The organism is Streptomyces sp. NPDC058092 (assembly GCF_042884935.1).
Taxonomy (GTDB): domain Bacteria; phylum Actinomycetota; class Actinomycetes; order Streptomycetales; family Streptomycetaceae; genus Streptomyces.
The window spans coordinates 16266-42577 of the sequence record NZ_JBHVSY010000020.1 but is presented as its reverse complement, the minus strand read 5'-3'; the positions used below and the strand labels follow the sequence as shown (position 1 = coordinate 42577).

The 26312-nt window shown below is 70.8% G+C and carries 26 protein-coding genes; 15 read left to right on the top strand and 11 right to left on the bottom strand.

What is annotated here, in order from left to right:
- Positions 1–7: 7 nt before the first annotated feature.
- Entirely contained in the window at positions 8–1120 is a 1113-nt protein-coding gene (locus ACFVV1_RS28405) for a DUF5937 family protein (RefSeq protein WP_389994962.1), read from the bottom strand.
- Positions 1121–1225: 105 nt separating this feature from the next.
- On the opposite strand from ACFVV1_RS28405, the gene ACFVV1_RS28400 reads away from it, so the two are divergent.
- Complete coding sequence (locus ACFVV1_RS28400; protein WP_389994731.1) at positions 1226–1411, top strand: hypothetical protein; 186 nt, start codon at positions 1226–1228, stop codon at positions 1409–1411.
- Here the strand turns inward: ACFVV1_RS28400 and ACFVV1_RS28395 are convergent.
- Complete coding sequence (locus tag ACFVV1_RS28395) at positions 1390–2682, bottom strand: threonine aldolase family protein (RefSeq protein WP_389994730.1); 1293 nt, start codon at positions 2680–2682, stop codon at positions 1390–1392. The genes ACFVV1_RS28400 and ACFVV1_RS28395 overlap by 22 nt on opposite strands.
- A gap of 199 nt (positions 2683–2881) precedes the next feature.
- Here ACFVV1_RS28395 and ACFVV1_RS28390 point away from each other — a divergent pair, with 199 nt between their 5' ends.
- The 10 genes from ACFVV1_RS28390 to ACFVV1_RS28345 all read left to right on the top strand — a co-directional run bounded on the left by ACFVV1_RS28390 (position 2882) and on the right by ACFVV1_RS28345 (position 11199).
- A complete protein-coding gene (locus ACFVV1_RS28390; RefSeq protein WP_389994728.1) occupies positions 2882–3832 on the top strand; it encodes a Rossmann-like and DUF2520 domain-containing protein in 951 nt (316 codons plus the stop codon).
- Positions 3833–3936: 104 nt separating this feature from the next.
- Complete coding sequence (gene panC / locus ACFVV1_RS28385; protein WP_389994959.1) at positions 3937–4989, top strand: pantoate--beta-alanine ligase; 1053 nt, start codon at positions 3937–3939, stop codon at positions 4987–4989.
- The gene (locus ACFVV1_RS28380) at positions 4986–6737 is read left to right on the top strand and encodes an L-aspartate oxidase (RefSeq protein ID WP_389994726.1); all 1752 of its coding nucleotides are present in this window, start codon (positions 4986–4988) and stop codon (positions 6735–6737) included. Before panC ends, ACFVV1_RS28380 begins: the two co-directional genes overlap by 4 nt.
- A 2-nt stretch (positions 6738–6739) precedes the next feature.
- The gene (nadC, locus tag ACFVV1_RS28375; protein ID WP_389994723.1) at positions 6740–7783 is read left to right on the top strand and encodes a carboxylating nicotinate-nucleotide diphosphorylase; all 1044 of its coding nucleotides are present in this window, start codon (positions 6740–6742) and stop codon (positions 7781–7783) included.
- Positions 7783–8580 carry a type III pantothenate kinase gene (locus ACFVV1_RS28370; protein WP_389994719.1) on the top strand — a complete coding sequence of 266 codons (798 nt, stop codon included), beginning with the start codon at positions 7783–7785 and terminating at the stop codon, positions 8578–8580. The genes nadC and ACFVV1_RS28370 overlap by 1 nt, the downstream gene beginning before the upstream one ends.
- A 138-nt stretch (positions 8581–8718) precedes the next feature.
- Positions 8719–9306: a hypothetical protein gene (locus ACFVV1_RS28365; protein WP_389994957.1), complete on the top strand. Its 588-nt coding sequence runs from the start codon at positions 8719–8721 to the stop codon at positions 9304–9306.
- Between the two features lie 61 nt (positions 9307–9367).
- Positions 9368–9547: a hypothetical protein gene (locus tag ACFVV1_RS28360; RefSeq protein ID WP_389994716.1), complete on the top strand. Its 180-nt coding sequence runs from the start codon at positions 9368–9370 to the stop codon at positions 9545–9547.
- A 103-nt stretch (positions 9548–9650) separates the two neighbouring features.
- A complete protein-coding gene (locus ACFVV1_RS28355; protein WP_389994713.1) occupies positions 9651–10151 on the top strand; it encodes a BlaI/MecI/CopY family transcriptional regulator in 501 nt (166 codons plus the stop codon).
- Between the two features lie 10 nt (positions 10152–10161).
- On the top strand, positions 10162–10719 hold the full coding sequence (locus ACFVV1_RS28350) for an amino-acid N-acetyltransferase (RefSeq protein ID WP_384448962.1): 558 nt from the start codon (positions 10162–10164) through the stop codon (positions 10717–10719).
- 144 nt (positions 10720–10863) lie between these two features.
- Positions 10864–11199, top strand: coding sequence for an Lsr2 family protein (locus tag ACFVV1_RS28345; protein WP_389994710.1), 336 nt, complete (start codon positions 10864–10866; stop codon positions 11197–11199).
- On the opposite strand, the gene ACFVV1_RS28340 is transcribed toward ACFVV1_RS28345, so the two are convergent.
- Entirely contained in the window at positions 11178–11786 is a 609-nt protein-coding gene (locus ACFVV1_RS28340) for an SCO3374 family protein (protein WP_389994707.1), read from the bottom strand. The genes ACFVV1_RS28345 and ACFVV1_RS28340 overlap by 22 nt on opposite strands.
- Before the next feature lie 431 nt (positions 11787–12217).
- Between ACFVV1_RS28340 and ACFVV1_RS28335 the strand changes: the two genes are divergently transcribed.
- Both ACFVV1_RS28335 and ACFVV1_RS28330 read left to right on the top strand, forming a co-directional pair.
- Positions 12218–14746, top strand: a complete 2529-nt coding sequence (locus ACFVV1_RS28335) for an ATP-dependent Clp protease ATP-binding subunit (protein WP_266746951.1) — start codon at positions 12218–12220, stop codon at positions 14744–14746.
- 736 nt (positions 14747–15482) lie between these two features.
- Complete coding sequence (locus ACFVV1_RS28330; RefSeq protein WP_389994703.1) at positions 15483–16172, top strand: M23 family metallopeptidase; 690 nt, start codon at positions 15483–15485, stop codon at positions 16170–16172.
- A gap of 20 nt (positions 16173–16192) precedes the next feature.
- Here the strand turns inward: ACFVV1_RS28330 and ACFVV1_RS28325 are convergent, their stop codons facing one another.
- Entirely contained in the window at positions 16193–16777 is a 585-nt protein-coding gene (locus ACFVV1_RS28325; protein WP_389994700.1) for a TetR/AcrR family transcriptional regulator, read from the bottom strand.
- Positions 16778–16906: 129 nt separating this feature from the next.
- On the opposite strand from ACFVV1_RS28325, the gene ACFVV1_RS28320 reads away from it, so the two are divergent.
- Positions 16907–18466, top strand: a complete 1560-nt coding sequence (locus ACFVV1_RS28320) for an MDR family MFS transporter (protein ID WP_389994697.1) — start codon at positions 16907–16909, stop codon at positions 18464–18466.
- A gap of 182 nt (positions 18467–18648) precedes the next feature.
- On the opposite strand, the gene cseC is transcribed toward ACFVV1_RS28320, so the two are convergent.
- The 6 genes from cseC to ACFVV1_RS28290 all read right to left on the bottom strand — a co-directional run bounded on the left by cseC (position 18649) and on the right by ACFVV1_RS28290 (position 24043).
- Positions 18649–20031, bottom strand: a complete 1383-nt coding sequence (gene cseC / locus ACFVV1_RS28315; RefSeq protein WP_389994694.1) for a two-component system sensor histidine kinase CseC — start codon at positions 20029–20031, stop codon at positions 18649–18651.
- Positions 20028–20735 carry a two-component system response regulator CseB gene (gene cseB / locus ACFVV1_RS28310; RefSeq protein WP_389994691.1) on the bottom strand — a complete coding sequence of 236 codons (708 nt, stop codon included), beginning with the start codon at positions 20733–20735 and terminating at the stop codon, positions 20028–20030. Before cseB ends, cseC begins: the two co-directional genes overlap by 4 nt.
- A gap of 10 nt (positions 20736–20745) precedes the next feature.
- Positions 20746–21492 carry a hypothetical protein gene (locus ACFVV1_RS28305; protein WP_389994688.1) on the bottom strand — a complete coding sequence of 249 codons (747 nt, stop codon included), beginning with the start codon at positions 21490–21492 and terminating at the stop codon, positions 20746–20748.
- A complete protein-coding gene (locus tag ACFVV1_RS28300; protein WP_389994685.1) occupies positions 21480–22130 on the bottom strand; it encodes a SigE family RNA polymerase sigma factor in 651 nt (216 codons plus the stop codon). Before ACFVV1_RS28300 ends, ACFVV1_RS28305 begins: the two co-directional genes overlap by 13 nt.
- A 172-nt stretch (positions 22131–22302) precedes the next feature.
- The gene (locus tag ACFVV1_RS28295; RefSeq protein ID WP_389994682.1) at positions 22303–23205 is read right to left on the bottom strand and encodes an A/G-specific adenine glycosylase; all 903 of its coding nucleotides are present in this window, start codon (positions 23203–23205) and stop codon (positions 22303–22305) included.
- Positions 23206–23359: 154 nt separating this feature from the next.
- Positions 23360–24043, bottom strand: a complete 684-nt coding sequence (locus tag ACFVV1_RS28290) for a phosphatase PAP2 family protein (protein ID WP_389994679.1) — start codon at positions 24041–24043, stop codon at positions 23360–23362.
- A gap of 173 nt (positions 24044–24216) precedes the next feature.
- On the opposite strand from ACFVV1_RS28290, the gene ACFVV1_RS28285 reads away from it, so the two are divergent.
- Complete coding sequence (locus tag ACFVV1_RS28285) at positions 24217–25032, top strand: hypothetical protein (RefSeq protein WP_389994676.1); 816 nt, start codon at positions 24217–24219, stop codon at positions 25030–25032.
- Between the two features lie 85 nt (positions 25033–25117).
- On the opposite strand, the gene disA is transcribed toward ACFVV1_RS28285, so the two are convergent.
- Positions 25118–26242: a DNA integrity scanning diadenylate cyclase DisA gene (gene disA / locus ACFVV1_RS28280; RefSeq protein WP_327368154.1), complete on the bottom strand. Its 1125-nt coding sequence runs from the start codon at positions 26240–26242 to the stop codon at positions 25118–25120.
- Positions 26243–26312 lie beyond the last annotated feature (70 nt).

The following is a 26312-nucleotide window of genomic DNA, read 5'->3' as shown; positions in this document are numbered from 1 at the left end:
CCACGGCTCAGCGCAGGACGCCCTCCAGGAAGTCGCTGCCGAGCCGCGCCACCACCGTCAGGTCCAGCTGGTGCAGTACGTACCGGCCGCGCCGCCGCGTGGTGACCAGGCCCGCCTTCTTCAGCACCGCGAGATGCCGGGAGACCTCGGGTGCCGTGATGTTGTGCGAATCGGCGAGTTCACCGGTCGAGTACGGGGAACGGGCGAGATTGCGGCACAGGCGCATCCGCATCGGGTGGGCCAGCGCCTCCATGCGCAGCTGGAGCAGTTCCACGGAGGCGGGGGAGGGCAGCTCGGGGTGGTGCACCGGGTAGTGGATCACCGGGCGCCAGCCCGGCGCGTGCAGCACCATCAGGTGAGGCCAGCCGAAGGTGGACGGGATGAGGGTGAGCCCGGGGCCGGCGGCCGGGTCGGCCGCGTTGGTCCGGCCCTCGGTCAGTTTGTCGGCGCTGATCCGGGTCCCGGCCTCGTCGAGCGACAGGGCCGGGGACACCGCGCCCATCGCCTCGCCGAGCCCCTTGCGCCGCAGCAGATCCGTCTTGTGCCGGGCGTCGGCGACCAGCTGGACCTGCACCCGCCGCCAGGTGTCGGCGAAGAACGCCTGGTCGCAGTCCTCGAACAGGCGCCGGATCCAGCGGCGTACGGAGGCGGGGTCGGCCAGCAGCTGCTTGGTGAACTCCACCTGCCGGGGGCCGCGCGTCGCCGCCATGTCCAGGGCGCGGGCGCGCATCGTCGCGTCGCTGAGCGGGGAGGGTGCGCCGATTCCGTACAGGCTGGAGCAGGTGAACTCCAGGGAGGCGGAGACGAACCGCTCGTCGTCCAGCCGGTCGAGGATGTCCAGGTCCTCGGCGAGGGTCGCCCCCGTCCTGCCGTTGCCGCCGCGGATTCCGGCGAACGGCATGAAGACGTCCGAGAACGTATTGCGCCACAGGAACTCGGCCTCGTGCAGCCGGTCGGCGAGATCGGGCTCCAGCGCGCTGGAGGTCGCCGTCGCCCAGCCGTGCAGGCCCGGGTGGTGCCCCGGCTCGGAGAGGGCATGCAGGACCAGCCCCAGCTCGGCGAGGGGGGAGGTCTCGAAAACGATGCGCTCGGGCGCCAGCCCCGCGATGTCGATGTGCACGCTCACCCCTCCATAGTGCGGGGTGAGCGCGGAAGGCCACGCGCCACTTGACGCTGCTCGTCAATCGACGAGCAGCGCGGGCCGGGACCGGCCCACGCTGAGGCCATGAACGCCCTTCAGCAGCACATGATCGACAGCTACCGCGCGGCTCAGCACGGCGAACCGCCGCCGCCACCGCCGGGCCGGCACGACCGGTCCGTACTGCGGACCGTCCGGGACCACTACGGCCGCTACCGCCGCCGCACCTGGTCCGCCCGGCCCGACGGACGTCAGTCCGACGAACGGAGCTGAGCCACCACCCGGTTCATGAACTCCGCCACCGCCCCCCGTACGTCCTCTGCCGTCCACTCCAGCCCTTCCCGGCCCACCGTGACCTCGGTGAACGCCACCCCGGGCGGCCCGGCAGCCGCGGAGTGCCAGTTGTGGAAGAGCACCACGCCCGTCTCCTCCGCCTGCCGCACCGCCGCCTCCGTCAGGACGTCCGCCTCGTACGGCAGCCACACCTGGAACTGGTGCGTGTGCGGTGGTTCCGGATGCACCCGGAACCACCCGGCGCCGGCCGCCGCGAAGCCCTCGGCCAGCGCCCCGGCCACCACCTTCGCCTGTGCCACGTACGACGGCAGCAGCGGCAGTTCCTGGTCCAGGCCGATCAGCGCGGCGAGCGCCGCCGGGAACTGCTGGAAGAGCTGCCCGCCGTACCGGTGGCGCCAGGTGCGGGCCTCCTCGATCAGGGACTCGGGACCGGCCAGCGCGGCCCCGGAGATTCCGCCGAGGGTCTTGTAGAACGAGACGTACACACTGTCCGCGAGCGCCGCGATCTCCGGCAGCTCCCGCCCGAAGTGGGGGGCGCACTCCCACAGCCGCGCGCCGTCGACATGCACGACCGCATCGCGTTCCCGGGCGGCCGCCACCACGGCCTCCAGCTCCTCCCACGTCGGCAGGACGAAACCGGCATCGCGCAACGGCAGCTCCAGCATCAGCGTGCCGAACGGCTCGGCGAAGTCGCGGATCTCCCGCGCCGTGGGCGGCCGGGGCTCGGACGTCGGATGGACGGTACGCAGCCCGCTCACCGCTCCCAGCGCGCCGCGCTCGTGCACCTCGGGGTGGGCCAGGGGATGCAGCGCCACGGTGGAATTTCCGGTCCGCCCGGCCCAGCACCGCAGTGCGACCTGCTGCGCCATCGTCCCGGTCGGGAAGAACGCGGCGGCCTCCATGCCCAGCAGGTCCGCGATCCGCCGCTCCAGCTCGGCGACGACCCCATCGCCATATATGTCCGCAGGACGGCCGAGATCGGTGACCGCTGAGGCCCCCGCCGCCAGCGCGGCCAGCCGTTCACCGAGCGGGAGGTGCGCGGGCGGCCTTTCCAGGACCCGCTCGGCCGCACGGCGGGCCTTCAACCTGCGCAGCCGCTGCGCGTCCTCCTGTGACTGTTCCTGCGCGTCCTGCGCGTCCTCCTGCGACTGTTCCTGCGGCTGTTCTTGTGACGGCAACTGCGGCTGCCCCTGTGACTGTTCCTGTGCATTCCCCTCCGAGTGCCGTGCCTGCTCTTCCGTGCTCGCCATGTCTGTCATGGGACGATCATCACGCAGGTCGCAGCCGGAGCCCGCACGGTTTTCGGGCTCACAGGGGCCCCGGGCCGCGCACCCGCCGGGACTTTTCCCACAGGCTGTGGACAGCCAGGGGTCCGGGCGAAACGCTGGCGTAGCATGCAGAGAAATCGTCCGGTACCCCCCGCGGACTGGAACGGAAGGCCACCGCCGCGTGAATGCATCAATCCCCAAGGAGCCCCTCGACGCGAGGGACCGTCCCGCCCGACTCACGGTCGGCGTCGTGGGCGCGGGCCGCGTCGGCCCCGCTCTCGCCGCGTCCCTGCAGCTCGCCGGGCACCGACCGGTCGCCGTGTCGGGCGTTTCCGACGCGTCGGTGCGCCGGGCGGCCACCCTGCTCCCCGACGTACCGCTGGTGCCGCCCGCCGAGGTGCTCGCGCGCGCCGAGCTGGTGCTGCTGACCGTTCCGGACGACGCCCTGCCCGGTCTGGTCGAGGGCCTCGCCGAGACGGGCGCGGTGCGGCCGGGACAGCTGCTCGTCCATACGTCGGGGCGGTACGGGACACAGGTGCTGGACCCGGCCATGCGGGCCGGTGCCCTGCCGCTCGCCCTGCACCCGGTGATGACGTTCACCGGCACCTCCGTCGACGTCCAGCGGCTGGCCGGCTGCTCCTTCGGCGTGACCGCCCCCGAGGAGCTGCGGCTCGCCGCCGAGGCGCTGGTCATCGAGATGGGCGGCGAGCCCGAATGGATCGCGGAGGAGTCCCGTCCGCTCTACCACGCGGCGCTCGCCCTCGGCGCGAACCACCTGGTCACGCTGGTCGCCCAGTCGATGGAGCTGTTGCGTACGGCCGGGGTCGCCGCCCCCGACCGGATGCTCGGCCCTCTCCTCGGCGCCGCCCTCGACAACGCCCTGCGCTCCGGCGACGCCGCCCTGACCGGCCCGGTGGCCCGAGGCGACGCCGGTACGGTTGCCGTGCACATGAGCGAGCTGCGCCGGCACGCTCCGCAGGCCGTGGCCGGCTACCTCGCGATGGCCCGCGCCACGGCCGACCGCGCACTCGCCCACGGCATGCTCAAGCCGGAGCTGGCCGAGGCCCTGCTCGGCGTGCTGGCCGACGGCGCCGACACCGCGGGCGGCACGGGATCACAGGAGCCCCGATGACCAACACAACCAGCAGGCCCGACGCACCGCGCACGCGGGGCACCACGCCTCCGACAGCCCAGTCGCACAAGCCCACCCCACCGCCCCGGCCCGCTCGGTCCCACATGCCCCACACCCCCCGCCCCGCCGCCCCGCCGCAGGCCCCCGGCGCCGCCCCCGCGGCCACCCTTCTCCGTACGGCTGCCGAGCTCGCCGGGTTCGGGCCGCTCAAGGGGCCGCGGGCCGTCGTCATGACCATGGGCGCCCTCCACGAGGGCCACGCCACCCTGATCCGTACCGCACGCGCGGCCGCGGGCCCGGACGGCCAGGTCGTCGTCACCGTCTTCGTCAACCCGCTCCAGTTCGGCGAGGCGGCCGACCTGGAGCGCTACCCCCGGACCCTCGACGCCGATCTCGCCGTGGCGGGTGCCGCCGGGGCGGACGCGGTCTTCGCGCCGTCCGTCGACGAGGTGTACCCGGGCGGCGAACCGCAGGTCCGGATCTCGGCGGGCCCCATGGGCGAGCGGCTCGAAGGCGCGTCCCGGCCGGGGCACTTCGACGGGATGCTCACCGTCGTCGCCAAGATGCTGCACCTCACCCGCCCCGATGCCGCGTTCTTCGGGCAGAAGGACGCCCAGCAGCTGGCGCTGATCCGCCGCATGGTGCGCGATCTGAACTTCCCCGTGGACATCGTCGGCGTGGAGACGGTCCGCGAGCTGGACGGCCTCGCGCTCTCCAGCCGCAACCGCTTCCTGGACGCCGAGGAGCGGCACACCGCCCTCGCCCTGTCCCGGGCCCTGTTCGCGGCGCGCGACAGGCTCGCCGCCCAGCAGGCGCTGCACGCCCGCGCGCAGACCACCGCGGCGACCACCGGCCGGGCCGCCGCGCTCACCGCGCTCGGCGAGACCCGCGCGGCCGCCGACACCCAGGCGGTGGCCCTGGCCCGCCCCGTGGACGGACCCGCCGCGGTGCGCGCCGCCGCGCGACTGATCCTCGACGACGCGGCGGCCGAACAGCCGCCGCTCGCCCTGGACTACCTGGCGCTCGTGGACCCGGCCGACTTCACCGAGATCCCCGACGACCGCACCACCGGCAACGCGATCCTCGCCATCGCCGCGAAGGTCGGCAAGACCCGCCTCATCGACAACATCCCGCTGACCTTCGGAGTCACCACGTGACCGGAATACGGCTGACCGCCCCCGCCCCCGGCTGGTCCATCGACGCCGACGTCGTGGTCGTCGGATCCGGCGTGGCCGGTCTCACCACCGCGCTGCGCTGCGCCGCCGCGGGTCTCGCCACCGTCGTCGTCACGAAGGCCCGCCTCGACGACGGCTCCACCCGCTGGGCGCAGGGCGGCATCGCCGCGGCCCTCGGCGAGGGCGACACGCCTCAGCAGCATCTGGACGACACCCTGGTCGCGGGTGCGGGCCTGTGCGACGAGGCCGCGGTACGGACCCTGGTCACCGAGGGCCCCGACGCCGTGCGCCGGCTGATCGGGACCGGCGCCCACTTCGACACGACGGACAGCGGCGACATCGCGCTGGCCCGCGAGGGCGGCCACCACCGCCGCCGCATCGCCCACGCGGGCGGTGACGCGACCGGCGCCGAGATCTCCCGCACCCTGGTCGAGGCGGTCCGCGAAGCCGCCCTGCACACCGTCGAGAACGCCCTCGTCCTCGACCTCCTCACCGACGACGAGGGCCGTACCGCGGGCGTCACCCTGCACGTCATGGGCGAGGGCCAGCACGACGGCGTCGGCGCGGTCCGCGCCCCCGCCGTGGTCCTCGCCACCGGCGGCATGGGCCAGGTCTTCTCCGCCACCACCAACCCGGCGGTCTCCACCGGCGACGGCGTGGCCCTGGCGCTGCGGGCCGGCGCGGAGGTCTCCGACCTCGAATTCGTCCAGTTCCACCCGACGGTCCTCTTCCTCGGCGCCGACTCCGAGGGCCAGCAGCCCCTCGTGTCGGAAGCGGTACGGGGCGAGGGCGCCCATCTCGTCGACGCGTCCGGTACGCGCTTCATGACCGGGCAGCACGAACTGGCGGAACTGGCCCCGCGCGACATCGTCGCCAAGGCCATCACCCGCCAGATGCAGCTGCACGGCACCGAGCACATGTATCTCGACGCCCGCCACTTCGGCGCCGAGATGTGGGAACAGCGCTTCCCCACCATCCTGGCGGCCTGCCGCGCCCACGGCATCGACCCGGTCACCGAGCCCATCCCCGTCGCGCCCGCCGCGCACTACGCCTCCGGGGGCATCCGTACCGACCTGCGGGGGCGTACGACCGTGCCCGGTCTGTACGCCTGCGGCGAGGTCGCGTGCACCGGCGTGCACGGCGCGAACCGGCTGGCGTCCAACTCCCTCCTGGAGGGCCTCGTCTTCGCCGAGCGCATCGCGGCGGACATCGTCGAGGACCGGCCCAGCGCGGGCGCCGCGACCGTCGGCCGACTTCCCCTTCCCGCCCCCTCGCCGCTGCTCACCCCCGAGGTACGCGCCACGATCCAGCGGATCATGACCCGGGGCGCCGGAGTGCTGCGCTCCGTCGAGAGTCTGGCCACCGCCGCCGAGGAGCTGGAGGCCCTGCACGACAGTGCTGCCCGGGCCGCCGGCGAGGCCGAGCCCAAGGTCGCGGTGCCCGGCGTCGAGTCCTGGGAGGTCACCAATCTGCTGCTCGTCTCGCGTGTCCTGGTCGCCGCCGCCCGCCGGCGCAAGGAGACCCGCGGCTGCCACTGGCGCGAGGACCGGCCCGAGCGCGACGACGAGAACTGGCGCCGCCACCTCGTCGTCCGGCTCACCCCGGAGCGTCAACTCGTCCTCCGTCGGACGGAGACCGAGGCATTCGGGCCCGTACGCCCGGCGCAGGCACCAGACTGCGCAGCAGCAGCACCCCTGATTCACCCCGCCGACGTCACCGAGGAGCCGTAACCGTGAGCACGCCCGAAGAGAATCCGCGCCCCACACCCGTGGACGTACCGCTGATCCAGATCGGCGCGCCCGCACCGTCCGAGGGCGGCTGCGGGGACGGCTGCGGCTGCGGTGAGGACGAGTACTACCAGCTCAACCCCCTGGAGTGCGGCCTCGACCCCGACCTCGCCCAGCTCCTCGCCGACGCGGGCCTGGACCCGGTCCAGGTCGAGGACGTCGCGCACGTCGCCATCGAGGAGGACCTCGACGGCGGTGTCGACGTCACCACCGTCGCGACCGTCGCCGAGGACGCCGTGGCCACCGGCGACTTCACCGCCCGTGAGGCGGGCGTCGTGGCCGGTCTGCGCGTCGCCGAGGCCGTCCTGTCCATCGTCTGCACGGACGAGTTCGCGGTCGAGCGCCATGTCGAGGACGGCGACCGCGTCGTCCCCGGCCAGAAGCTGCTGACCGTCACCACCCGCACCCGCGACCTGCTCACCGGCGAGCGCAGCGCGCTCAACCTGCTCTGCAGGCTCTCCGGCATCGCGACCGCCACCCGAGCCTGGGCCGACGTCCTCGAAGGCACGAAGGCCAAGGTCCGCGACACCCGCAAGACCACCCCGGGCCTGCGCGCCATGGAGAAGTACGCGGTGCGCTGCGGCGGCGGCGTCAACCACCGCATGTCGCTGTCGGACGCGGCTCTGGTCAAGGACAACCACGTGATCGCGGCCGGCGGCGTGGCCGAGGCCTTCAAGCGGGTCCGGGACGAGTTCCCGGACGTACCGATCGAGGTCGAGGTCGACACACTGCAGCAGGTCCGCGAGGTCCTCGGCGCGGGCGCCGACCTGATCCTGCTGGACAACTTCACCCCGTTGCAGACCGCCGAGGCGGTCGCACTGGTCGGCGGCCGCGCGGTCCTGGAGTCCTCCGGCCGGCTCTCCCTGGACACCGCACGCGCCTACGCGGAGGCGGGCGTCGACTACCTGGCCGTCGGCGCGCTCACCCACTCCTCGCCGATCCTCGACATCGGCCTGGACTTCCGCGACACCGACGGGGCCGGCGCCTGATGCTGCTCACCATCGACGTCGGCAACACCCACACCGTCCTCGGCCTGTTCGACGGTGAGGAGATCGTCGAGCACTGGCGGATCTCCACCGATGCCCGCCGGACCGCGGACGAGCTCGCGGTGCTGCTCCAGGGCCTGATGGGCATGCATCCACTGCTGGGCATGGAGCTGGGCGACGGCATCGAGGGCATCGCGATCTGTTCCACGGTCCCGGCCGTCCTGCACGAGTTGCGCGAGGTGACCCGCCGCTACTACGGCGACGTCCCCGCGGTCCTCGTCGAGCCGGGCATCAAGACCGGGGTGCCGATCCTGATGGACAACCCGAAGGAGGTCGGCGCGGACCGCATCATCAACGCGGTCGCCGCCGTCGACCTGTACGGCGGTCCGGCGATCGTCGTCGACTTCGGCACGGCCACCACCTTCGACGCGGTCTCCGCCCGCGGCGAGTACACCGGCGGTGTCATCGCGCCGGGCATAGAGATCTCGGTCGAGGCGCTCGGCGTCAAGGGCGCCCAGCTCCGCAAGATCGAGCTGGCCCGGCCGCGCAGCGTGATCGGCAAGAACACGGTAGAGGCGATGCAGGCGGGCATCATCTACGGCTTCGCCGGCCAGGTCGACGGTGTCGTCACACGGATGAAGAAGGAGCTGGCCGCCGACCCCGACGACGTCACCGTCATCGCGACGGGCGGCCTTGCGCCGATGGTGTTGGGCGAGTCCTCCGTCATCGACGAGCACGAGCCCTGGCTCACCCTCATCGGTCTGCGTCTGGTGTACGAGCGGAACATCGCCCGGATGTAGCGGATACGGGGCGTACCTGCGGGAACGGCGCGGCGGACCGGGAGCCGCCGCCGCGCCGCCAACGACCCGTTAAGCGGATTTTGTCCATTTAGCACGTATTGTCGCGTCATGCCCACGCCTTACGGATCACGCGGCGGTATGGCGTTCAGCGCGGACGAGCTGCGTGTGCTCCGACGCGCCCTCTCCACCGCCCTTCACCCCACGCCCCTGCCCGACGAGGACGTCCAGGACTGCCTGCGGCTGGTGGACGCCGTGGACGAGGCGGTCGGCGAGGCGGGACGGCTGCGCACGTTCCTGCTCGCCGACCTCGTCCGCTACCGCAACGCCCTCCCCGGCTCCGTCAGCGGCTACCTGGAGCTGCTCCAGGACGCCCTGGCGGGTGGATACGACCCCCGCCCCGACGACCTCGCCGCGCTGCGTGCCCTGCGCCACGGACCGGTGGCCGCGGCCCTCCTGGAGCGCTGCCAGGCGCTCGCGGAGCGCTCGGTACGGGCCCGCCTCGCCGGATGTGCCGTGCCGGCGGTGGCCCCCGCGCCCCGCAGCCGGCTTCTCGCCCTGCCCGGCGGCCGGACCGGCGAATCCGAACCCGAACAGCCGAAGACCCCGGCGGCCCCGGCCCGCCCGGCCCGGCCCGCCCCGTCGCCCGGACGCCCGGCGCCCAAGCCCTCCGAGGTCTTCCCGCCCCGCCGGCCGGCCCCGCCGCCGCAGCAGCGCGCCGCGGGCTAGCCGCACCGCGACCCGGAGGGGGCGCGCGGAAGTCCGTACCGGCCTCGCTACTCTGGATTCCATGGACTACGTATCCGCGCTCGTGCCCCCCGTGGTGATGGCCGCCTTCTTCATCGGCCTCGTCGTGACGATCGTCAAGAGCCAGGGCGGTCCCAACAAGGCCAAGGAGGACGAGGCCGTGGACTCGGTGCTCGGCCGTGCCGAGTCCGTCCAGCAGGCCCCGCGGACCGGCGGAGTCTGACACTCCGCAGCACGCAAAGGGCGCACGACTCCTGACGAGTCGTGCGCCCATTTCGCTGCGTAAATAGCCGAGCATTCCCGGCATCTGGCACTAAAGTGACATTGTGCCCCGCCAATTGGGAGATCTGGAAGACGCCGTGATGACGCGGGTCTGGCAATGGAACCGTCCGGTCACCGTGCGGGAAGTCCTCGAGGACCTCCAGCAGGAACGCTCCATCGCCTACACCACCGTCATGACGGTAATGGACAATCTCCATCAGAAGGGCTGGGTGCGCAGGGAAGTCGACGGCCGCGCATATCGATATACGGCGGTCTCCACCCGCGCCGCCTACTCGGCCGCACTGATGAACGAGGCCTGGTCGCGCAGTGACAACCCCGCCGCCGCTCTCGTCGCCTTCTTCGGGATGATGTCCGCCGAGCAGCGCGAGGCCCTCCGGGACGCCATGCGGATCGTCCGGCCCGACCTGCCCGGGGCCTCCGGGCCCCCGACGCGGGAAGCGGCCGATGAAGTCGCGGATGAAGGCACGCGCGAAGCCGCGGATGAACCGACCGATGAACAGGCCGGAGATCCGGTCGATGGCGCGGGCCCGGAGTCCGGGCGATAGCGTCGGGGGTATGTCCTCAGAGCTTCCGCATACCGATTTGCGTACCGAACCGTCGGTTATAAACGTGGCCATCACCGTCCGCCGTGCCAGGACCAGCGATGTGGCATCGGTCCGCCGTCTCCTCGACGGGTACGTACGTGAAGGCATCCTCCTCGACAAAGCGACGGTGACCCTTTACGAGGACATCCAGGAGTTCTGGATCGCGGAACGCGACGAGGACGCCCGGGTCATCGGCTGCGGTGCACTGCACGTGATGTGGGAAGACCTGGCCGAAGTGCGCACTCTCGCGGTCGACCACAGCATCCGGGGTGCCGGAGTCGGACATCAAGTACTGGACAAGTTGCTGCAGACCGCCCGCTGGCTGGGCGTACGCAGGGTTTTCTGTCTCACCTTCGAAGTCGACTTCTTCGCGAAGCACGGCTTCGTGGAGATCGGAGAGACGCCGGTCGACGGAGATGTCTACAGCGAGCTGCTGCGTTCCTATGACGAGGGTGTAGCAGAGTTCCTGGGTCTCGAACGAGTGAAGCCGAACACCTTGGGCAACAGCCGGATGCTTCTGCACCTGTGACCGCCCCAAGAAGCCGTAGCTCTATGTCCGAATCGCGCACGTTTCCCGTCTTCTTGCGATCCTGAACCTCTCCCGAGGGTTTGTGTTTTTCGGAGAAAAGCGGTTTCCTTTCCGCGTACTGCATTTTCGATGAAAGGAAATCCGGTGGCACAGAAGGTTCAGGTCCTTCTTGTCGATGACCTCGACGGCGGCGAGGCGGACGAGACCGTCACGTTCGCTCTGGATGGCAAGACGTACGAGATCGACCTCACCACGAGCAACGCGGACAAGCTCCGTGGTCTTCTTGACCCGTACACCAAGGGTGGTCGGCGCACGGGTGGCCGCGCAGCGGCCGGCCGCGGCAAGGGCCGCGCTGTTACGGGTGGCAACAAGGACACCGCGGAGATCCGTAAGTGGGCGCGCGAGAACGGCCACAATGTGAATGACCGTGGCCGTGTTCCCGCGGAGATCCGTGAGGCTTACGAGAAGGCCAACGGCTGAGCTGTCGACTCATCGGTCGACCGCCCCGTTCGGGCGCGCATCAACCGGACCCGGTGACATTCCGTCGCCACCGCGTCCACGAGCCGTACGAGATCGGGAGCACCCCCACCCCTGCTCCCGAGGCCGCCCAGGGCCGGTAGCTCCGGCTCTTCCTCGTGCCGCAGCCCGGGGGGCCGCAGCCATACGGCGGCCCCCGGCCGGCTGGGCACCCCGCCGGGCGGCACCGGCGCGGTGATCCGGCCGCCCGCACCGATGGCGGTCAGCGAGAGGGCCACTCCGCCCCACTCCAGCCAGTCGAGCAGCCCGGGCAGCTCGTCGGCGCTTCCCGCCGCGACCAGCAGGCTCATCCGCGCGCCCGCCAGCGCCACCGGCCCGCTGCGACCGACCCGCCGCAGCGCCGCACGGCCGACGGCCGCGGGCACCTCCAGGACGTCGAACCGCAGCCCGGTCAGCAACCGCACCGGTGTGGTGCCCTCCGTTGCCCAGCCGAGCTCGCGTTCGTACCACCGTGCCCACCGCGCGCATGCGTCGCGGCCCTTCCGCCCGTCGGCGAACGACGGCGGGGGAGGCGGGACGGTGATGGCCATGCCGGAAGAACGGCCGAGCCGCACCAACGGTTACGCGGAGTCCGTGACCGGGTGCGCACTGTGTCCGAGATGGGGGCGTAGAAGCGTATTCGGGAGCGTAAATATGTTCGCCCATAGCGGAGGGAACCGGCGTGCACCGCATGGACTGTCTGTAATAGCGGGTAAGACATCCCTAGTGGGGAGGGGCGACACGCAGGCCTGGGCATCTCACGTTCGCCATCGGCGTACTGACGAAAGGCGTATCTGCCTGGCCTGCGGGAACATCGTCTCGCACCATCGGGTTGGAGCAGATGTCGGCGTTCGGGGCAGGAGGAGGCCTAGGACCGTGTCGGCAGTTGGAATGAGCGGTCCCCGCTTGCGGGACTAAGCTGCGGAAGGACAGGGAGGGGACCGACCCCTTGCTGCCTGACCGCTCTGAGGAGCGATTAACGATGTTCGAGAGGTTCACCGACCGCGCGCGGCGGGTTGTCGTCCTGGCTCAGGAAGAAGCCCGGATGCTCAACCACAACTACATCGGCACCGAGCACATCCTCCTGGGCCTTATCCACGAGGGTGAGGGTGTCGCCGCTAAGGCCCTGGAGAGCCTCGGGATTTCGCTCGAGGCGGTCCGCCAGCAGGTGGAGGAGATCATCGGCCAGGGCCAGCAGGCCCCGTCCGGGCACATCCCCTTCACCCCCCGGGCCAAGAAGGTCCTGGAGCTGTCGCTCCGTGAGGCCCTCCAGCTCGGCCACAACTACATCGGCACCGAGCACATCCTGCTCGGCCTGATCCGCGAGGGCGAGGGCGTCGCCGCCCAGGTCCTCGTGAAGCTGGGCGCCGACCTGAACCGGGTGCGGCAGCAGGTCATCCAGCTGCTCTCCGGGTACTCGGGCGGCAAGGAGGCGGCAACCGCGGGCGGCCCCGCGGAAGGCACGCCCTCCACGTCCCTGGTGCTCGACCAGTTCGGCCGGAATCTCACCCAGGCCGCTCGCGAATCCAAGCTCGACCCGGTCATCGGGCGCGAGAAGGAGATCGAGCGGGTCATGCAGGTGCTGTCCCGCCGTACCAAGAACAACCCGGTTCTCATCGGCGAGCCCGGCGTCGGCAAGACGGCGGTCGTCGAAGGACTGGCGCAGGCCATCGTCAAGGGCGAGGTGCCCGAGACCCTCAAGGACAAGCACCTCTACACCCTCGACCTCGGTGCGCTGGTCGCCGGCTCCCGCTACCGCGGTGACTTCGAGGAGCGCCTGAAGAAGGTCCTCAAGGAGATCCGCACCCGCGGCGACATCATCCTGTTCATCGACGAGCTCCACACCCTGGTGGGTGCGGGCGCCGCCGAGGGCGCGATCGACGCCGCCAGCATCCTCAAGCCGATGCTGGCCCGCGGCGAGCTGCAGACCATCGGTGCGACGACGCTCGACGAGTACCGCAAGCACCTGGAGAAGGACGCCGCGCTGGAGCGCCGCTTCCAGCCCATCCAGGTCGCGGAGCCGTCGCTGCCGCACACCATCGAGATCCTCAAGGGCCTGCGCGACCGCTACGAGGCCCACCACCGCGTCTCCATCACGGACGAGGCGCTGGTCCAGGCCGCGACGCTGGCCGACCGGTACATCTCGGACCGCTTCCTGCCGGACAAGGCGATCGACCTGATCGACGAGGCCGGTTCCCGGATGCGCATCCGCCGGATGACCGCGCCGCCGGACCTCCGCGAGTTCGACGAGAAGATCGCGGGCGTCCGCCGCGACAAGGAGTCCGCGATCGACTCGCAGGACTTCGAGAAGGCCGCGTCCCTGCGCGACAAGGAGAAGCAGCTCCTCGCCGCGAAGACCAAGCGCGAGAAGGAGTGGAAGGCCGGCGACATGGACGTCGTGGCCGAGGTCGATGGCGAGCTGATCGCCGAGGTCCTGGCCACCGCGACCGGCATCCCGGTCTTCAAGCTGACGGAGGAGGAGTCCTCCCGGCTGCTGCGCATGGAGGACGAGCTCCACAAGCGCGTCATCGGCCAGAAGGACGCCATCAAGGCCCTCTCGCAGGCGATCCGCCGTACGCGAGCCGGCCTGAAGGACCCGAAGCGCCCCGGTGGCTCGTTCATCTTCGCCGGCCCGTCCGGTGTCGGTAAGACGGAGCTGTCCAAGACGCTCGCCGAATTCCTCTTCGGTGACGAGGACGCGCTGATCGCTCTCGACATGTCGGAGTTCAGCGAGAAGCACACGGTTTCCCGCCTCTTCGGTTCTCCCCCCGGTTACGTGGGTTACGAAGAGGGCGGCCAGCTCACCGAGAAGGTGCGCCGCAAGCCGTTCTCCGTCGTCCTCTTCGACGAGGTCGAGAAGGCCCACCCCGATATCTTCAATTCCCTGCTCCAGATTCTGGAAGACGGTCGCCTGACCGACTCCCAGGGCCGGGTCGTGGACTTCAAGAACACGGTCATCATCATGACGACCAACCTCGGGACCCGGGACATCTCCAAGGGCTTCAACCTGGGCTTCGCCGCCCAGGGCGACGTCAAGACGAACTACGAGCGGATGAAGGTCAAGGTCAACGAAGAGCTCAAGCAGCACTTCCGCCCCGAGTTCCTCAACCGTGTCGACGACACGGTCGTCTTCCACCAGCTCACCGAGGAAGACATCATCCAGATCGTCGACCTCATGCTGGCCAAGGTGGACGAGCGCCTGAAGGACCGCGACATGGGCATCGAGCTGAGCTCGGAGGCCAAGTCGCTCCTGGCGAAGAAGGGCTACGACCCCGTGATGGGCGCCCGGCCGCTGCGCCGGACGATCCAGCGCGAGATCGAGGACATCCTCTCCGAGAAGATCCTCTTCGGTGAGCTGCGCCCCGGTCACATCGTGGTCGTCGGCACCGAGGGCGAGGGCGAGGAGAAGGCGTTCACCTTCCGCGGCGAGGAGAAGTCGGCTCTGCCCGACGTCCCCCCGATCGAGCAGGCGGCGGGCGGCGCGGGACCGAACATGTCGAAGGACGTGTGAGGACGCGCCGAAGCGCGTGAGCGCCTGAGCATCTGAAGGGGCTGCCCCGGAACCGTGAGAAACGGTCCGGGGCAGCCCCTTTTGCCATGCCCTTGCCGCGATCCGCACCGAACACCTCGGAACGGTGAACCGGACCCGCTTCACCCGTCGGCCGGTCGTGTGTCGCACCCGGCCGCGGGCCCCAGGTGCGGGCCGAGGCGTGTGCTGCGGCCTGCCACCCCAGCAGCGTGGGTTCCCGGCGTTCGCGTCGCCCCGTGGGAGCATCCGGGGGCGGTCCGGGAGGAGCGCGCCGATCCGCTGCTGGTCGCCGTGGCCGCGTAGCCAGGTCGCCGGCCGAAGGTCCCGAATCGGACAGGCTTCGGCCCCACCGGCGGTGACAAGGCACACAGCCCTTTCGGGGCCTACTAGCGGCGATAGGGGAGAGCGACGCGGTTGCGGCAGGGACCTCTGCCCCTACGCGGGGAGGGGCTTTCAGGGTCCGAGGAGGAAGAGCCTGAATCGCTATGTTTAGTCCGGTTCGACCGGTTTGGAGCTGGGGTTAAACCTGTCCGAAAAAGGAGTTTCGATGCGCCCCGGCGGCGGGTGTGTGAAGTCGTCGGCAGTAAATTCCCGAGGGTGCCGCTACGGCGTTTGTTCGTAGATGGGGTGTTTGAGTATGTGTGTGGGTGCGGGTTACCAAGGAATGGCCAGCCCGGCCGGAGCGCCGGGTCCAGTCATCTCCGGAGGATCTCCGCTTATGTCGAAGCGCGTTTCGTTCCAGCACTCCCGCCGCCCGTCCCTGTCCCGTGTCCGTGGCGCCGTGGTGGCAGCCGGCCTGGGGACGTCGATGGTTCTCGGTGCGGGCGCTGCGTTCGCGGCCGCCACGGCGGGTTCTCCCGGCGCCGCGAGCCTGATCAACGACTCCTCGGCCTCCTCGGTCGCCCAGCAGGCGGCCGTGCAGGGCAAGGCGGCCAAGGCGGCCAAGGTGGCCAAGGCGGCGGTCAAGAAGGCGGCCGCGAACAAGGCCGCCGGCTGGGAGATCCCGGTGAGCCGCTACGGGCTGAGCGCGAGCTTCGGCAATGACGGCAGTCGCTGGGCCCACAAGCACTCGGGCCAGGACTTCGCCGTGCCGATCGGCACCAAGGTCAAGGCCGCGCACGGCGGCACCGTCGTGAAGGCCGGCCCGAACGGTGGCGGCGACGGTCCCGCGTACGGCAACGCTGTCGTGATCAAGCACGCCAACGGCACGTACTCGCAGTACGCCCACCTGTCGCAGATCGATGTGCGCATCGGCGAGACCGTGAAGACGGGCGAGAAGATCGCTCTCTCCGGCAACACCGGCAACTCCAGCGGCCCGCACCTGCACTTCGAGATCCGCCACACCGCCGACTACGGTTCCGCGGTCAACCCGGTCAGCTTCCTGCACAAGAAGGGCGTCTCGGTCTGATCCGACCGGGACGGACCCCGCTACTCGGCGGACTCCGGGCTGTGCGCCCGGGTGATGAGTTCGAAGGCGACTTCGAGGATGGCCTTGCGCTTCTCCTCGGGGTCGCCTTCGAGGTCCTTGAGGGCGAACATGCCTGCGTGCGTCGCGAAGAGCGCGGTGAAGCAGCGCACCTGGTCGGTCAGTGACGCGCCGGGTTCCTGGATCAGGTCGACCAGGGCGACGACGCGCTCCTTGATGGTCACCCCGATACTGAGGTCCCGTACGGCCGCCTGGTTCTCCTGCATGAAGCGGAACAGCGGGGCGGCAGCGATCAGGGCCTCGCTGTAGCGGTGGAGGATCTCCTTCTTCGTCTCCAGGGTGCGTGGCTGTTCCTTGCCCCAGGCGAGCAGCTCCTCGACCGGACGGTTGAGGTCCTCGAAGATGCTGACCAGGATGTCTTCCTTGGTCTTGAAGTGGTAGTACAGCGCGGCCTTGGTGACATCCAGCCGCTCGGAGATCTCGCGGAGCGAGGTCTTCTCGTAGCCCTGTTCGGCGAAGAGCTCCAGGGCGACGTCCTGAATGCGCTGGCGCGTGTTGCCACGGCGCTGCTGCGGCGTGCGGCCCATGGGGCTCTCCCTCAAAAAACTTACTTGACGCCCGGCTAGTTACGGGTCTACTTTCCCCAAAGTGTAGTCAACTAGCCGGGCGGCAAGTAAGTGTCTGGCCCGTACAGGGGATCAGGGGAGTGGGGACCAATGTCCGATCTGAAGACGGCGGCAGGCGGAAAGGCGGCCGGTGCCGACCTGCCTGCCGGAAAACCCGGGAAGCAGCAGCGCAGTGTCCGGGTGGTGATGCTCGCCCTCATGATCACGATGCTGCTCGCCATGCTGGACAACCTGATCGTCGGCACGGCCATGCCGACCATCGTCGGTGACCTGGGCGGTCTGGAGCATCTCTCCTGGGTCGTCACCTCGTACACCCTGGCCACGGCCGCCTCCACCCCCATCTGGGGCAAGCTCGGCGACATGTACGGGCGCAAGGGCATCTTCCTCACGTCCATCGTGATCTTCCTGATCGGCTCGGTGCTGAGCGGAATGGCCCAGGACATGGGCCAGTTGATCGGCTTCCGGGCGGTCCAGGGGCTCGGCGCGGGCGGTCTGATGGTCGGCGTCATGGCGATCATCGGCGACCTCGTACCGCCCCGCGAACGCGGCAAGTACCAGGGCATGATGGCCGGTGTCATGGCCATCGCCATGATCGGCGGACCGCTGGTCGGCGGCACCATCACCGACCACCTCGGCTGGCGCTGGAGCTTCTACATCAACCTGCCGCTCGGCGCGGTCGCCCTCACCATGGTCACCGCCGTGCTGCATCTGCCGAAGCGCGAGCGCGCCGCGGCGAAGGTCGACTACCTCGGCGCCGGGCTGCTGACCCTCGGCATCACCGCGATCGTGCTGGTCACCACCTGGGGCGGTTCGGAGTACGACTGGAACTCCGCTGTGATCATGGAGCTCATCGCGATCGGTGTCGCCTCGCTCGTCGGCTTCCTCTGCGTCGAGACCAAGGCCGCAGAACCGATCATTCCGCTGCACATATTCCGCAGTCGCAACTTCACCCTGATGTCCGTCGTCGGCTTCATGGTGGGCTTCGTGATGTTCGGCGCGGTGCTCTTCCTGCCGCTGTACCAGCAGTCCGTCCAGGGCGCCTCCGCGACCAACTCGGGTCTGCTGCTCCTGCCGATGCTGCTGGCGATGATGGTGGTCTCACTGATCTCGGGACGGGTCACCACCAACACCGGCAAGTACAAGATCTTCCCCATCGTGGGCTCCGCCCTGATGGTGGCCGGTCTGTTCCTGCTCTCCCAGATGGACACCGCCACCACGCGGTTGACCTCGGGCATCTACATGGCGGTGCTCGGCGCGGGCATGGGCTTCCTGATGCAGATCACGATGCTCGTCGCGCAGAACAGCGTGGAGATGAAGGACATGGGCGTCGCCTCCTCCGCGACCACCCTCTTCCGTACGCTCGGCAGCTCCTTCGGCGTCGCGATCATGGGCGCGCTGTTCACCGGACGGGTGCAGGACGAGATGGCGGCCCGCGGCGGCGGGGCAGCCACCGCGAAGTCCGCGCAGCTGGACGCGGCGAGCCTGGCGAAGCTGCCGGAGCAGGCGCGTGAGGCGTACCAGTACGCGGTGTCGTCCGGCACGCACATCGCGTTCCTGGTGGGCGCCTCGGTCGGTGTCGTCGCCCTGCTCGCCTCGGTGTTCGTCAAGGAGGTCCCGCTGCGGGGAGCGGGCCCGGAGACCACGTCGTAGGACGACACGCAGGCACGGGGCGTGGCCACCGCTCCCAAGCAGACCGAGGTCGTCCGACCTTTCGCGGCGTACAAGCGGCGTACGAGCAGCGTACGAGCGGCTCACCGCACGACGTACGCGTAAGAGCCCGCGTGCGGAGAGGCTCCCGGGGCGCGCCCCGGGAAGCCTCTCCGGTATCCGGTTCAGCCGCCGGTCCGTCTGCGGACGGACTCCGCGCTCTCCCCGTCCCCGCTGCCCGGTGTGCGCTGTTCGGACACGCGCAGGACCGGGAAGCTGCCGGTGTTCGTCGGCGCGTGCTCGGGCAGCCACAGCACGGCGATCGCCCCGCCCATGCCCTTCGCCGCCCCCTCCGGCCCCGCGTTGCGGAAGGTCAGCCGGGCCCCGAGGACCCGCGCCTGACCGGCGGCGATCGTCAGCCCGAGACCGTGCCCGTGCCCGGCCCGGTCGCTGCTTCCGGTACGGAACCGGCTCGGCCCCTCACGCAGCAGCGCCGCCGGGAACCCGGCACCGTGATCGCGGATCCGCACCACACGGCCCTCGACCGTGACCTCCACCGGCGTGGCACCGTGCTTCGCGGCGTTGCCCAGCAGATTGCCGAGGATCCGCTCCAGCCGGCGCGGATCGGTGCTGACCCAGGACTCGTGGACGACCCGCACCCGCACATCCGGGTCCAGCAGCGCGATCCGCCGGCTGACGAACTCGCCCAGCGCGATCTCCTGCAGCTCGGCCCGCTCCGACGCACTGTCCAGCCGGGCCACCTCCAGCACGTCCTCGACCAGCGTGCGCATCGCCTGCGCCCGGTCCCGTACGAGCTCCGTGGGACGGCCCGGCGGCAGCAGCTCGGCCGCCGTCAGCAGACCCGTCACCGGCGTACGCAGCTCGTGCGCGATGTCCGCGGTGACCCGGCGCTCCGCCTCGATCCGTTCGTTCAGCGCGTCCGTCAGCGCGTCCACCGCCCGGGCCAGCTCATCGGTCTCGTCCTGGACGACACCGCCGACGGCCTCCCGGACCCGGACATCCGTGTTGCCCTCCGCGACCAGGCCCGCCGCGGCCGCCGCCTTGCGCAGCCGGCGCGACAGCTGCCCGCCGATCAGCACGCCCAGCGCGCAGCCGCCGAACACCACGGAGACCGAGCCGATGATCAGCGCCCGGTCCAGGTCACTCATGATCGTGGCGCTGCGATCGGCGAAAGGGGTGTGCAGCGAGAGGACATTGCCGTTGCCGACCGGCACGGCCGCCCACACATCGGGCACCCCGTTCTTGAGCTCCTCGACATGCGTGGCGCGCCGGTTCCTGCTGGTCTCCGCGCGCAGGCTGCGTGGCATCGTCGGGTCGTTGAGCTTGGCGCCGAACCGGGGGTCGGCCTTGTGCGTCTTCTTGGCCTCGTACAGCAGCTGCGCGTATGTCAGCCGCTCCAGCTGGACCTCGCGCGCGTTCTCCAGCATCGAGACCCGCGCGGCGTTGTGGACGACGAAGCTGAGCGCGACCGCGGTCAGCGCGCCGACCGCCGCGATGGCGATGCTGATCTTCCAGCGGACACCCGTCCGCAGGGCGAGCCGCTTCATGGCCGGAGTTTGTAGCCGAAGCCGCGGACCGTCTCGATCCGGTCCTGGCCGATCTTGGTGCGCAACCGCTGCACATGGACATCCACGACCCGGGTGTCGCCGCCCCATCCGTAGTCCCAGACTCGCTCCAGGAGCTTGTCGCGGGAGAGCACCGTGCCGGGTGCGGCGGAGAACTCCAGCAGCAGCCGCATCTCGGTCGGGGTCAGCGCCACGTGCTCGCCGGCCCGGTGGACCTCCATGCCCTCGGTGTCGATCTCCAGGTCGCCGAAGACCAGCACCCCGCCGACGGGCTGCTGGTCCGGCTCCCCGTTGCCCGGCTGCCCGACGCCCGACGCATGGCCGAAGCGGCGCAGCACGGCACGGATCCGGGCAACCAGGACCGCCCCGTCGAAGGGCTTGGTGACGTAGTCGTCGGCGCCGGCCTCCAGGCCGAGCACCACATCGATCGAATCGGCCCGGGCCGACAGCATGATCACGGGGACGGTCGACTCGTCACGGATACGGCGGCAGAGGCTGACCCCGTCGAGGCCCGGCACCATCACGTCGAGCAGCGCGATGTCGGGACGGTCGGCCCGGAACGCCTCCAGGCCCGACAGCCCGTCGGGCATGGCGGTGACCGCGAAGCCGTCGCGCTCCAGCGCCAGCTGGGTGGCCTCTCGGATGACGTCGTCGTCCTCGACGAACAGGACGTGGGTCTCGGCCATCGGATTGCTCTCAGTTCCTCGCCGGTTCAGTGGATTCCGGAAGTCCGGCCTCTCCGTCACCGACGGCTCGGTTGAAGTCGTTGTGCACCCGGTCGTGCTCGCTGAACCGGTTGTTCGCCCAGCGGTAGGTGATCACTTCCTCGCCGGAGGGGTACGCGACCGAGTCCTTCTTCCCGTACACCTGGGCCGTGACCACCAGGTCACCGCGGTCGATGGTGCCGTACACCGCGGGCTGCTCGACGGCGAACACGTTCTCGTACGAGCCGTTGCCCCGCGGGCGGTACACGTACGTGCCGACGCCCACGGAGTCGCCGCAGGTCATCACGTTGACCACGACGTCGGTCGAGGAGCTGCCGGTCAGGGTGCCGTACGAGGTGTCCACCGGGTACTCGGAACCGCTGCACGGCTTCAGGTCCGTCCTGACCCGCTCGCCGACCTTGGGGTCCCGCTTGAGGAGCGCCACCGGATCGACCCGGGGCGTGGGCTTCGCCGTGGACGGCGGACGGGCGCTCGGCGTGACCCGGGCGACCGGCTGGGTGCCCGCCGGGCCCTCGTCCCGGGTGCCCGTGCCGCCGGTGGAGCAGCCGACGGCGAGCAGCCCGAAGGCGGCGAGCCCGACCAGGGTCGTGGCGCCCGCCGCCCAGCCGGTCAGGAACCGGCCACGTCCGACGGTGGCCACGGGGCCACCGTCGTCTCTTCCGCCGTAACGGTCGTCGCCGCCGCTGCCGCTGTCACCGCTGGCTGTCAGGCCGCGCACCGCTCCCGCCCCCGTTCGTCCATCCGCCCACCCGCCTGCTCCCGTATCCGCGCCGTTGCCCGCGTCCGTACCGGAGCACCGGTGGCCGGAGCGTGGCCGACCGCGGCAAGTCCCTGCTCCTCCCGGAGCCGGGCCTCCGTGCTCGCCGCCTCACGGCTCTCCAGCTCCTGGCGCAGCCGTGCCAGCGCGCGGTGCAGCGTGCTCTTCACCGTACCGGTCGACATGCCGAGGGCCGCCGCCGTCTCCTCCGTACTCATCTGCTCCCAGTGTCGCAGCACGACGACGCTGCGCTGCTTGGGAGCCAGTACGCCCAGCACGTCCATCAGCAGGGCGCGGTTCGCGCGCTGCTCGGTGCCGTCCTCGACGCTCGCGTCGGGCAGCTGCTCAGTGGGGACCTCGTCCAGCTTGCGGGCCCGCCACCACTCGGTCCGGGTGTTGATCATGACGCGGCGCAGATAGGCGTCGGCGAGGGACTTGTCGGCGATGCCGTCCCAGCGGCCGTACGTACGGACCAGGGCGGTCTGCAGCAGGTCCTGCGCGTCCACCGGGTCGGGGACCAGCCGGCGCGCACTGCGCAGCAGTGCCTCCTGCCGGGTACGCACGTACTCCTCGAATTCGAGCACCTCGCCCTGCGCCATTCCAACCGCCTCCGTCCCCGTAGAACCCCGTACACCGCCGCCAGCCATCGATCGGCCGGGCTGACGTCGCTGACGCTACGGAGCTGTTGTCACGGGGCTGTGCGGAGCAGCCATACGCCGACGCACGGCTGCCCATCGGTTGTGTAACAGCGAGGGGGAGGAGAGTCGTGGCTCAGCTCATCGGCAGCCGGTACTGGCCGCCGGGCAGCGGTTCGACGAGGCCGTCCGCGACCAGTCCGTCCAGTGCGCGGGCGCGTTGCGCCGGCTCGTCCCACACCGCGTCCAGGGCCGACTGCGGCACCGGTGCGACGGCCTCGCGCAGTACGGCGAGCAGCCGCCCGCGCACCTGCCGGTCCGTACCGGCGTAGGACTGACCACGCCGCGCGGGCCCCTGGTGGGCGGGCTTCCCGGCCAGCCGCCAGGCGCACTGCCCGGCGATCGGGCACCGCGTGCAGTCCTCGTTCTTGGCGGTGCAGACGAGGGCGCCGAGCTCCATCGTCGCGGCGGCCCAGCGGGCGGCCCGTTCGTCCTCCTCGGGGAGCAGCGCGCGGGCGAGCTTGCGTTCGGCGGCGGTGGTCGCGTTCGGCGGGTACTGGATGCCGGTCGCGGCCCGGGCGAACACCCGGCGGACGTTCGTGTCCAGTACGGCATGCCGCTGCCCGTACGCGAACGAGGCCACGGCCGCCGCGGTGTACTCGCCGATCCCGGGCAGGGCGAGCAGCTGACCGTGCTCGCTCGGTACGTCGCCGCCGTGCCGTTCAGTTATTGCCTGCGCGGCCCCGTGCAGGCGGAGAGCGCGGCGCGGGTAGCCGAGCCGGCCCCAGGCGCGGACCGCCTCACCGGGCGGCTCGGCGGCCAGGTCGGCCGGGCGCGGCCAGCGGGCCATCCACTGTTCGTACACCGGAATGACCCGGCTGACGGGGGTCTGCTGCAGCATGAACTCGCTCACCATCACACCCCAGGCGCCCGCTTCGGGACGGCGCCAGGGCAGATCGCGGGCGTGCTGTTCGAACCACCCGATGACGGGAGTGTGGAGGGAGGTGGGGGGCGTCTGTGTCGCAGTCATGGCAGTCATCGCACTCACGATCCTGGCACGGAAGGGCAGACGAAGGCTCAGCGCACGGTGGTGTCGCTCCTCCTGAGGGCCCTTGGGGTGATAATGCCACCCGTCTGTCCCCGCGGAATCCGGCAACCGGCCCAAGGGGTCTCTCCTCGGGCCGTGGGTGCCGTCAGCGCCGCCTCCGGGCCCCTCCGTGCCGCCGCCGGGACCGGCCCGCCGTCGCCGTACCCCGCCCCTGGCCCGGCGCCGTGCCCGGCCCCGACACCAGGGCCGCCACCGGTGCCCCGCTGTCCCGTACCGCCCGGGCGAGCGACCGTGCCGGGCGGTACAGCACGGCGACCACCGCGGCCGACACCGCCGCACCCAGCAGCAGCCCGACCGCCACGTCATGCGGATAGTGCACCCCGACGAAGACCCGGGAGAAGGCCATCAGCAGGGCCAGCGGCGCGGTGAGCCAGGCCAGCCGGGGCCGGGCGATCGCCAGGGCGACGGCTGCCGCGCCGGCGATCGCGGAGTGGTTGCTGGGGAACGACCAGTCGCCCGTCGGCGGACACGGCACCAGCGAGGCCGCCGCCCCGACGACCGTCCGGCACGGCCGGTCCTCGTCGACCACCGACTTGAGCACCTCGCTGACCACATAGCCGAAAGCCGTCGCGAGGGGCGCGAGCACGGCCAGGGCCAGGGCGCGCTCGTCCGCCCGGCGGGCCCGCCACCACCCGGTGATGAACAGGACGCCGAAGACCAGGAGTCCGAGCTCCGTCCATATTTCGGCCAGGTGTTGCACCCATGACGGCATGTCATGAGCGAAGTCGGTGATGTCCCGGTAGAGCGGGGCAGTAACTGAACTATCCATGTGACAGAGGGTAGTCAACGAAATCGAGTGGTCACCTTCGGCGATCCCAGGGAGCCGAACCGCCGGAAGTGCGGGGCCCGGACGGGCTGTCCCGGGATGATGATCCGCAAAACTTCGGGGCCGGGCGGCGGGTGGGGCGGGAGTCGGCGCCGATCTCTCGTACAGTTTGCGCCGTGGGATCTTTGCGTAATCCGATCGGGCCGCTTCCCTCCACCATCTACTGGCGACGGAGGGCGGTAGCGGCGACGCTGGTTGCGCTGTTCGTGGCGCTGATCGTATGGGCCGTCACCTCCGGCGGCGGCAAGAAGACCACGGACGATTCCCGGCCCGGTGGATCGGGTCCCGTGCACGCGATCACCCCCGGCCCCACCCCGTCGGGCTCGGCCATCAGCCAACAGCCGGGCGGGCGCGACGAGTCGGGCGACACGGGCGGCGGCGACGGGGACACCAGCGGTACGGGCGCGGGCTCCGACGGCGGCGCGGGCGGCGGCGGTACGGAATCCGGCGGTGGGTCGGGCACCGGAGCCGGTGGCGCGAGCGGCGGTGGCGAGACGACCGGTCAGCAGGTCCCGGCGAACTCCCCGCTCCCCAACTGCGCCACCAGCACACTCCGGTTGAGCCTGAGCACCGAACTCAGCTACAGCCCCGGCCAGAAGCCGAAGTTCCGCTTGGTCGCCAGGAACACCTCGTCCACCGACTGCAAGGCCGACTTCGGGCCGAAGAGCGCGGTGCTCACCGTCACCGAGGCCGGTGGCGACGACAGCCAGGTGTGGTCCTCCAAGGACTGCCCGCTCAACGGGGGCAGCCTGCTGCTGAAGGTCCCGGCGGGCGCGACCGTCGTCCACACCGTGGAATGGGACCGCAAGAAGAGCGTCCCGCAGTGCGTCACGCCGGCGTCGGGCACCGCGGGGCCGGGTACGTATCTGGTCGAGGCGAAGGCGCCGGGCGTGCCGGTGCAGCGCGCCTCCTTCGTCCTCGCGAAGGACTGAGGGGCGGGGGCCCCGGAAAACACTGCGGGGCCCGGTCTCCCGGGCCCCGACCTGCGTCTCATGCCGTGTACCGCTGCACGTGCCGCTATACGTACCGTTCGAGGATCGACGACTCGGCCAGCCGCGACAGCCCCTCGCGCACGCTCCGCGCCCGCGCCTCGCCGACCCCGTCGACCGTCTGGAGGTCGTCCACGCTGGCGGCGAGGAGCTTCTGCAGACCGCCGAAGTGCTCCACCAGCCGGTCGATGATCGCCCCGGGCAGCCGCGGCACCTTCGCCAGCAGCCGGAAGCCGCGCGGCGAGACCGCCGAATCCAGCGTCTCCGGCGAGCCGCTGTACCCCAGCGCCCTTGCCACGACCGGGAGTTCGAGCAGTTCGGTGTGGGAGAGCGCGTCGAGCTCGGTCAGCGCCTCGGCGACCGTACGGGACCGCTTCGCGGTCGGCTCCGGCACGTAGTCGCGCACGACCAGCTCGCGCTCCGGCTCGACGCCCGCGATCAACTCGTCGAGCTGGAGCGAGAGAAGCCGGCCGTCGGTGCCCAACTCCACCACGTACTCCGCGATCTCGGTCGCGATCCGGCGGACCATCTCCAGACGTTGTGCGACGGCCGTCACGTCCCGGACCGTCACCAGGTCCTCGATCTCCAGCGCCGAGAGCGTGCCCGCGACCTCGTCGAGCCGGAGCTTGTACCGCTCCAGGGTGGCGAGTGCCTGATTGGCGCGGGAGAGGATCGCGGCGGACTCCTCCAGGACCCGGCGCTCCCCGTCCACGTACAGCGCGATCAGACGCATCGACTGGGAGACGGAGACGACCGGGAAGTTGCACTGCTTGGAGACCCGGTCCGCCGTGCGGTGGCGGGTGCCGGTCTCCTCGGTGGGAATGGAGGCGTCCGGGACCAGCTGCACACCGGCCCGCAGGATCTTGGTCATGTCCTTGTCGAGGATCAGTGCCCCGTCGAGCTTGGCCAGCTCACGCAGGCGCGTCGCGGTGAACTCCACGTCCAGCACGAAACCGCCGGTGCACATCGACTCGACGGTCTTGTCCATACCGAGCACGATCAGCCCGCCGGTGTTGCCACGGAGAATGCGCTCCAGGCCGTCCCGCAGCGCCATTCCGGGCGCGACGGCGCTCAATGAGGCGCGCATCAGCGCCTCGTTACCGGTGCCTTGGCCGGACTTTCCGGGCGATGCTGCCCGGTCGCTGGCTGCCACTGCACTCCTCCGGTCACAGGTTTGCGGTGCCCTTACGTCACTCATACCGTTCGTACGGACGGGCGAGACC

Coding starts and splice junctions, on each gene's coding strand:
- ACFVV1_RS28370 (WP_389994719.1), top strand. CDS start 7,783: ATGCTGCTCACCATCGACGTCGGCAACACCCACACCGTCCTCGGCCTG.
- ACFVV1_RS28360 (WP_389994716.1), top strand. CDS start 9,368: ATGGACTACGTATCCGCGCTCGTGCCCCCCGTGGTGATGGCCGCCTTC.
- cseC (WP_389994694.1), bottom strand. CDS start 20,031: ATGAAGCGGCTCGCCCTGCGGACGGGTGTCCGCTGGAAGATCAGCATC.
- ACFVV1_RS28400 (WP_389994731.1), top strand. CDS start 1,226: ATGAACGCCCTTCAGCAGCACATGATCGACAGCTACCGCGCGGCTCAG.
- ACFVV1_RS28295 (WP_389994682.1), bottom strand. CDS start 23,205: ATGACTGCCATGACTGCGACACAGACGCCCCCCACCTCCCTCCACACT.
- ACFVV1_RS28350 (WP_384448962.1), top strand. CDS start 10,162: ATGTCCTCAGAGCTTCCGCATACCGATTTGCGTACCGAACCGTCGGTT.
- ACFVV1_RS28320 (WP_389994697.1), top strand. CDS start 16,907: ATGTCCGATCTGAAGACGGCGGCAGGCGGAAAGGCGGCCGGTGCCGAC.
- ACFVV1_RS28340 (WP_389994707.1), bottom strand. CDS start 11,786: ATGGCCATCACCGTCCCGCCTCCCCCGCCGTCGTTCGCCGACGGGCGG.
- ACFVV1_RS28300 (WP_389994685.1), bottom strand. CDS start 22,130: ATGGCGCAGGGCGAGGTGCTCGAATTCGAGGAGTACGTGCGTACCCGG.
- ACFVV1_RS28325 (WP_389994700.1), bottom strand. CDS start 16,777: ATGGGCCGCACGCCGCAGCAGCGCCGTGGCAACACGCGCCAGCGCATT.
- panC (WP_389994959.1), top strand. CDS start 3,937: ATGCCCCACACCCCCCGCCCCGCCGCCCCGCCGCAGGCCCCCGGCGCC.
- cseB (WP_389994691.1), bottom strand. CDS start 20,735: ATGGCCGAGACCCACGTCCTGTTCGTCGAGGACGACGACGTCATCCGA.
- ACFVV1_RS28335 (WP_266746951.1), top strand. CDS start 12,218: ATGTTCGAGAGGTTCACCGACCGCGCGCGGCGGGTTGTCGTCCTGGCT.
- ACFVV1_RS28330 (WP_389994703.1), top strand. CDS start 15,483: ATGTCGAAGCGCGTTTCGTTCCAGCACTCCCGCCGCCCGTCCCTGTCC.
- ACFVV1_RS28290 (WP_389994679.1), bottom strand. CDS start 24,043: ATGGATAGTTCAGTTACTGCCCCGCTCTACCGGGACATCACCGACTTC.
- ACFVV1_RS28395 (WP_389994730.1), bottom strand. CDS start 2,682: ATGGCGAGCACGGAAGAGCAGGCACGGCACTCGGAGGGGAATGCACAG.
- ACFVV1_RS28365 (WP_389994957.1), top strand. CDS start 8,719: ATGGCGTTCAGCGCGGACGAGCTGCGTGTGCTCCGACGCGCCCTCTCC.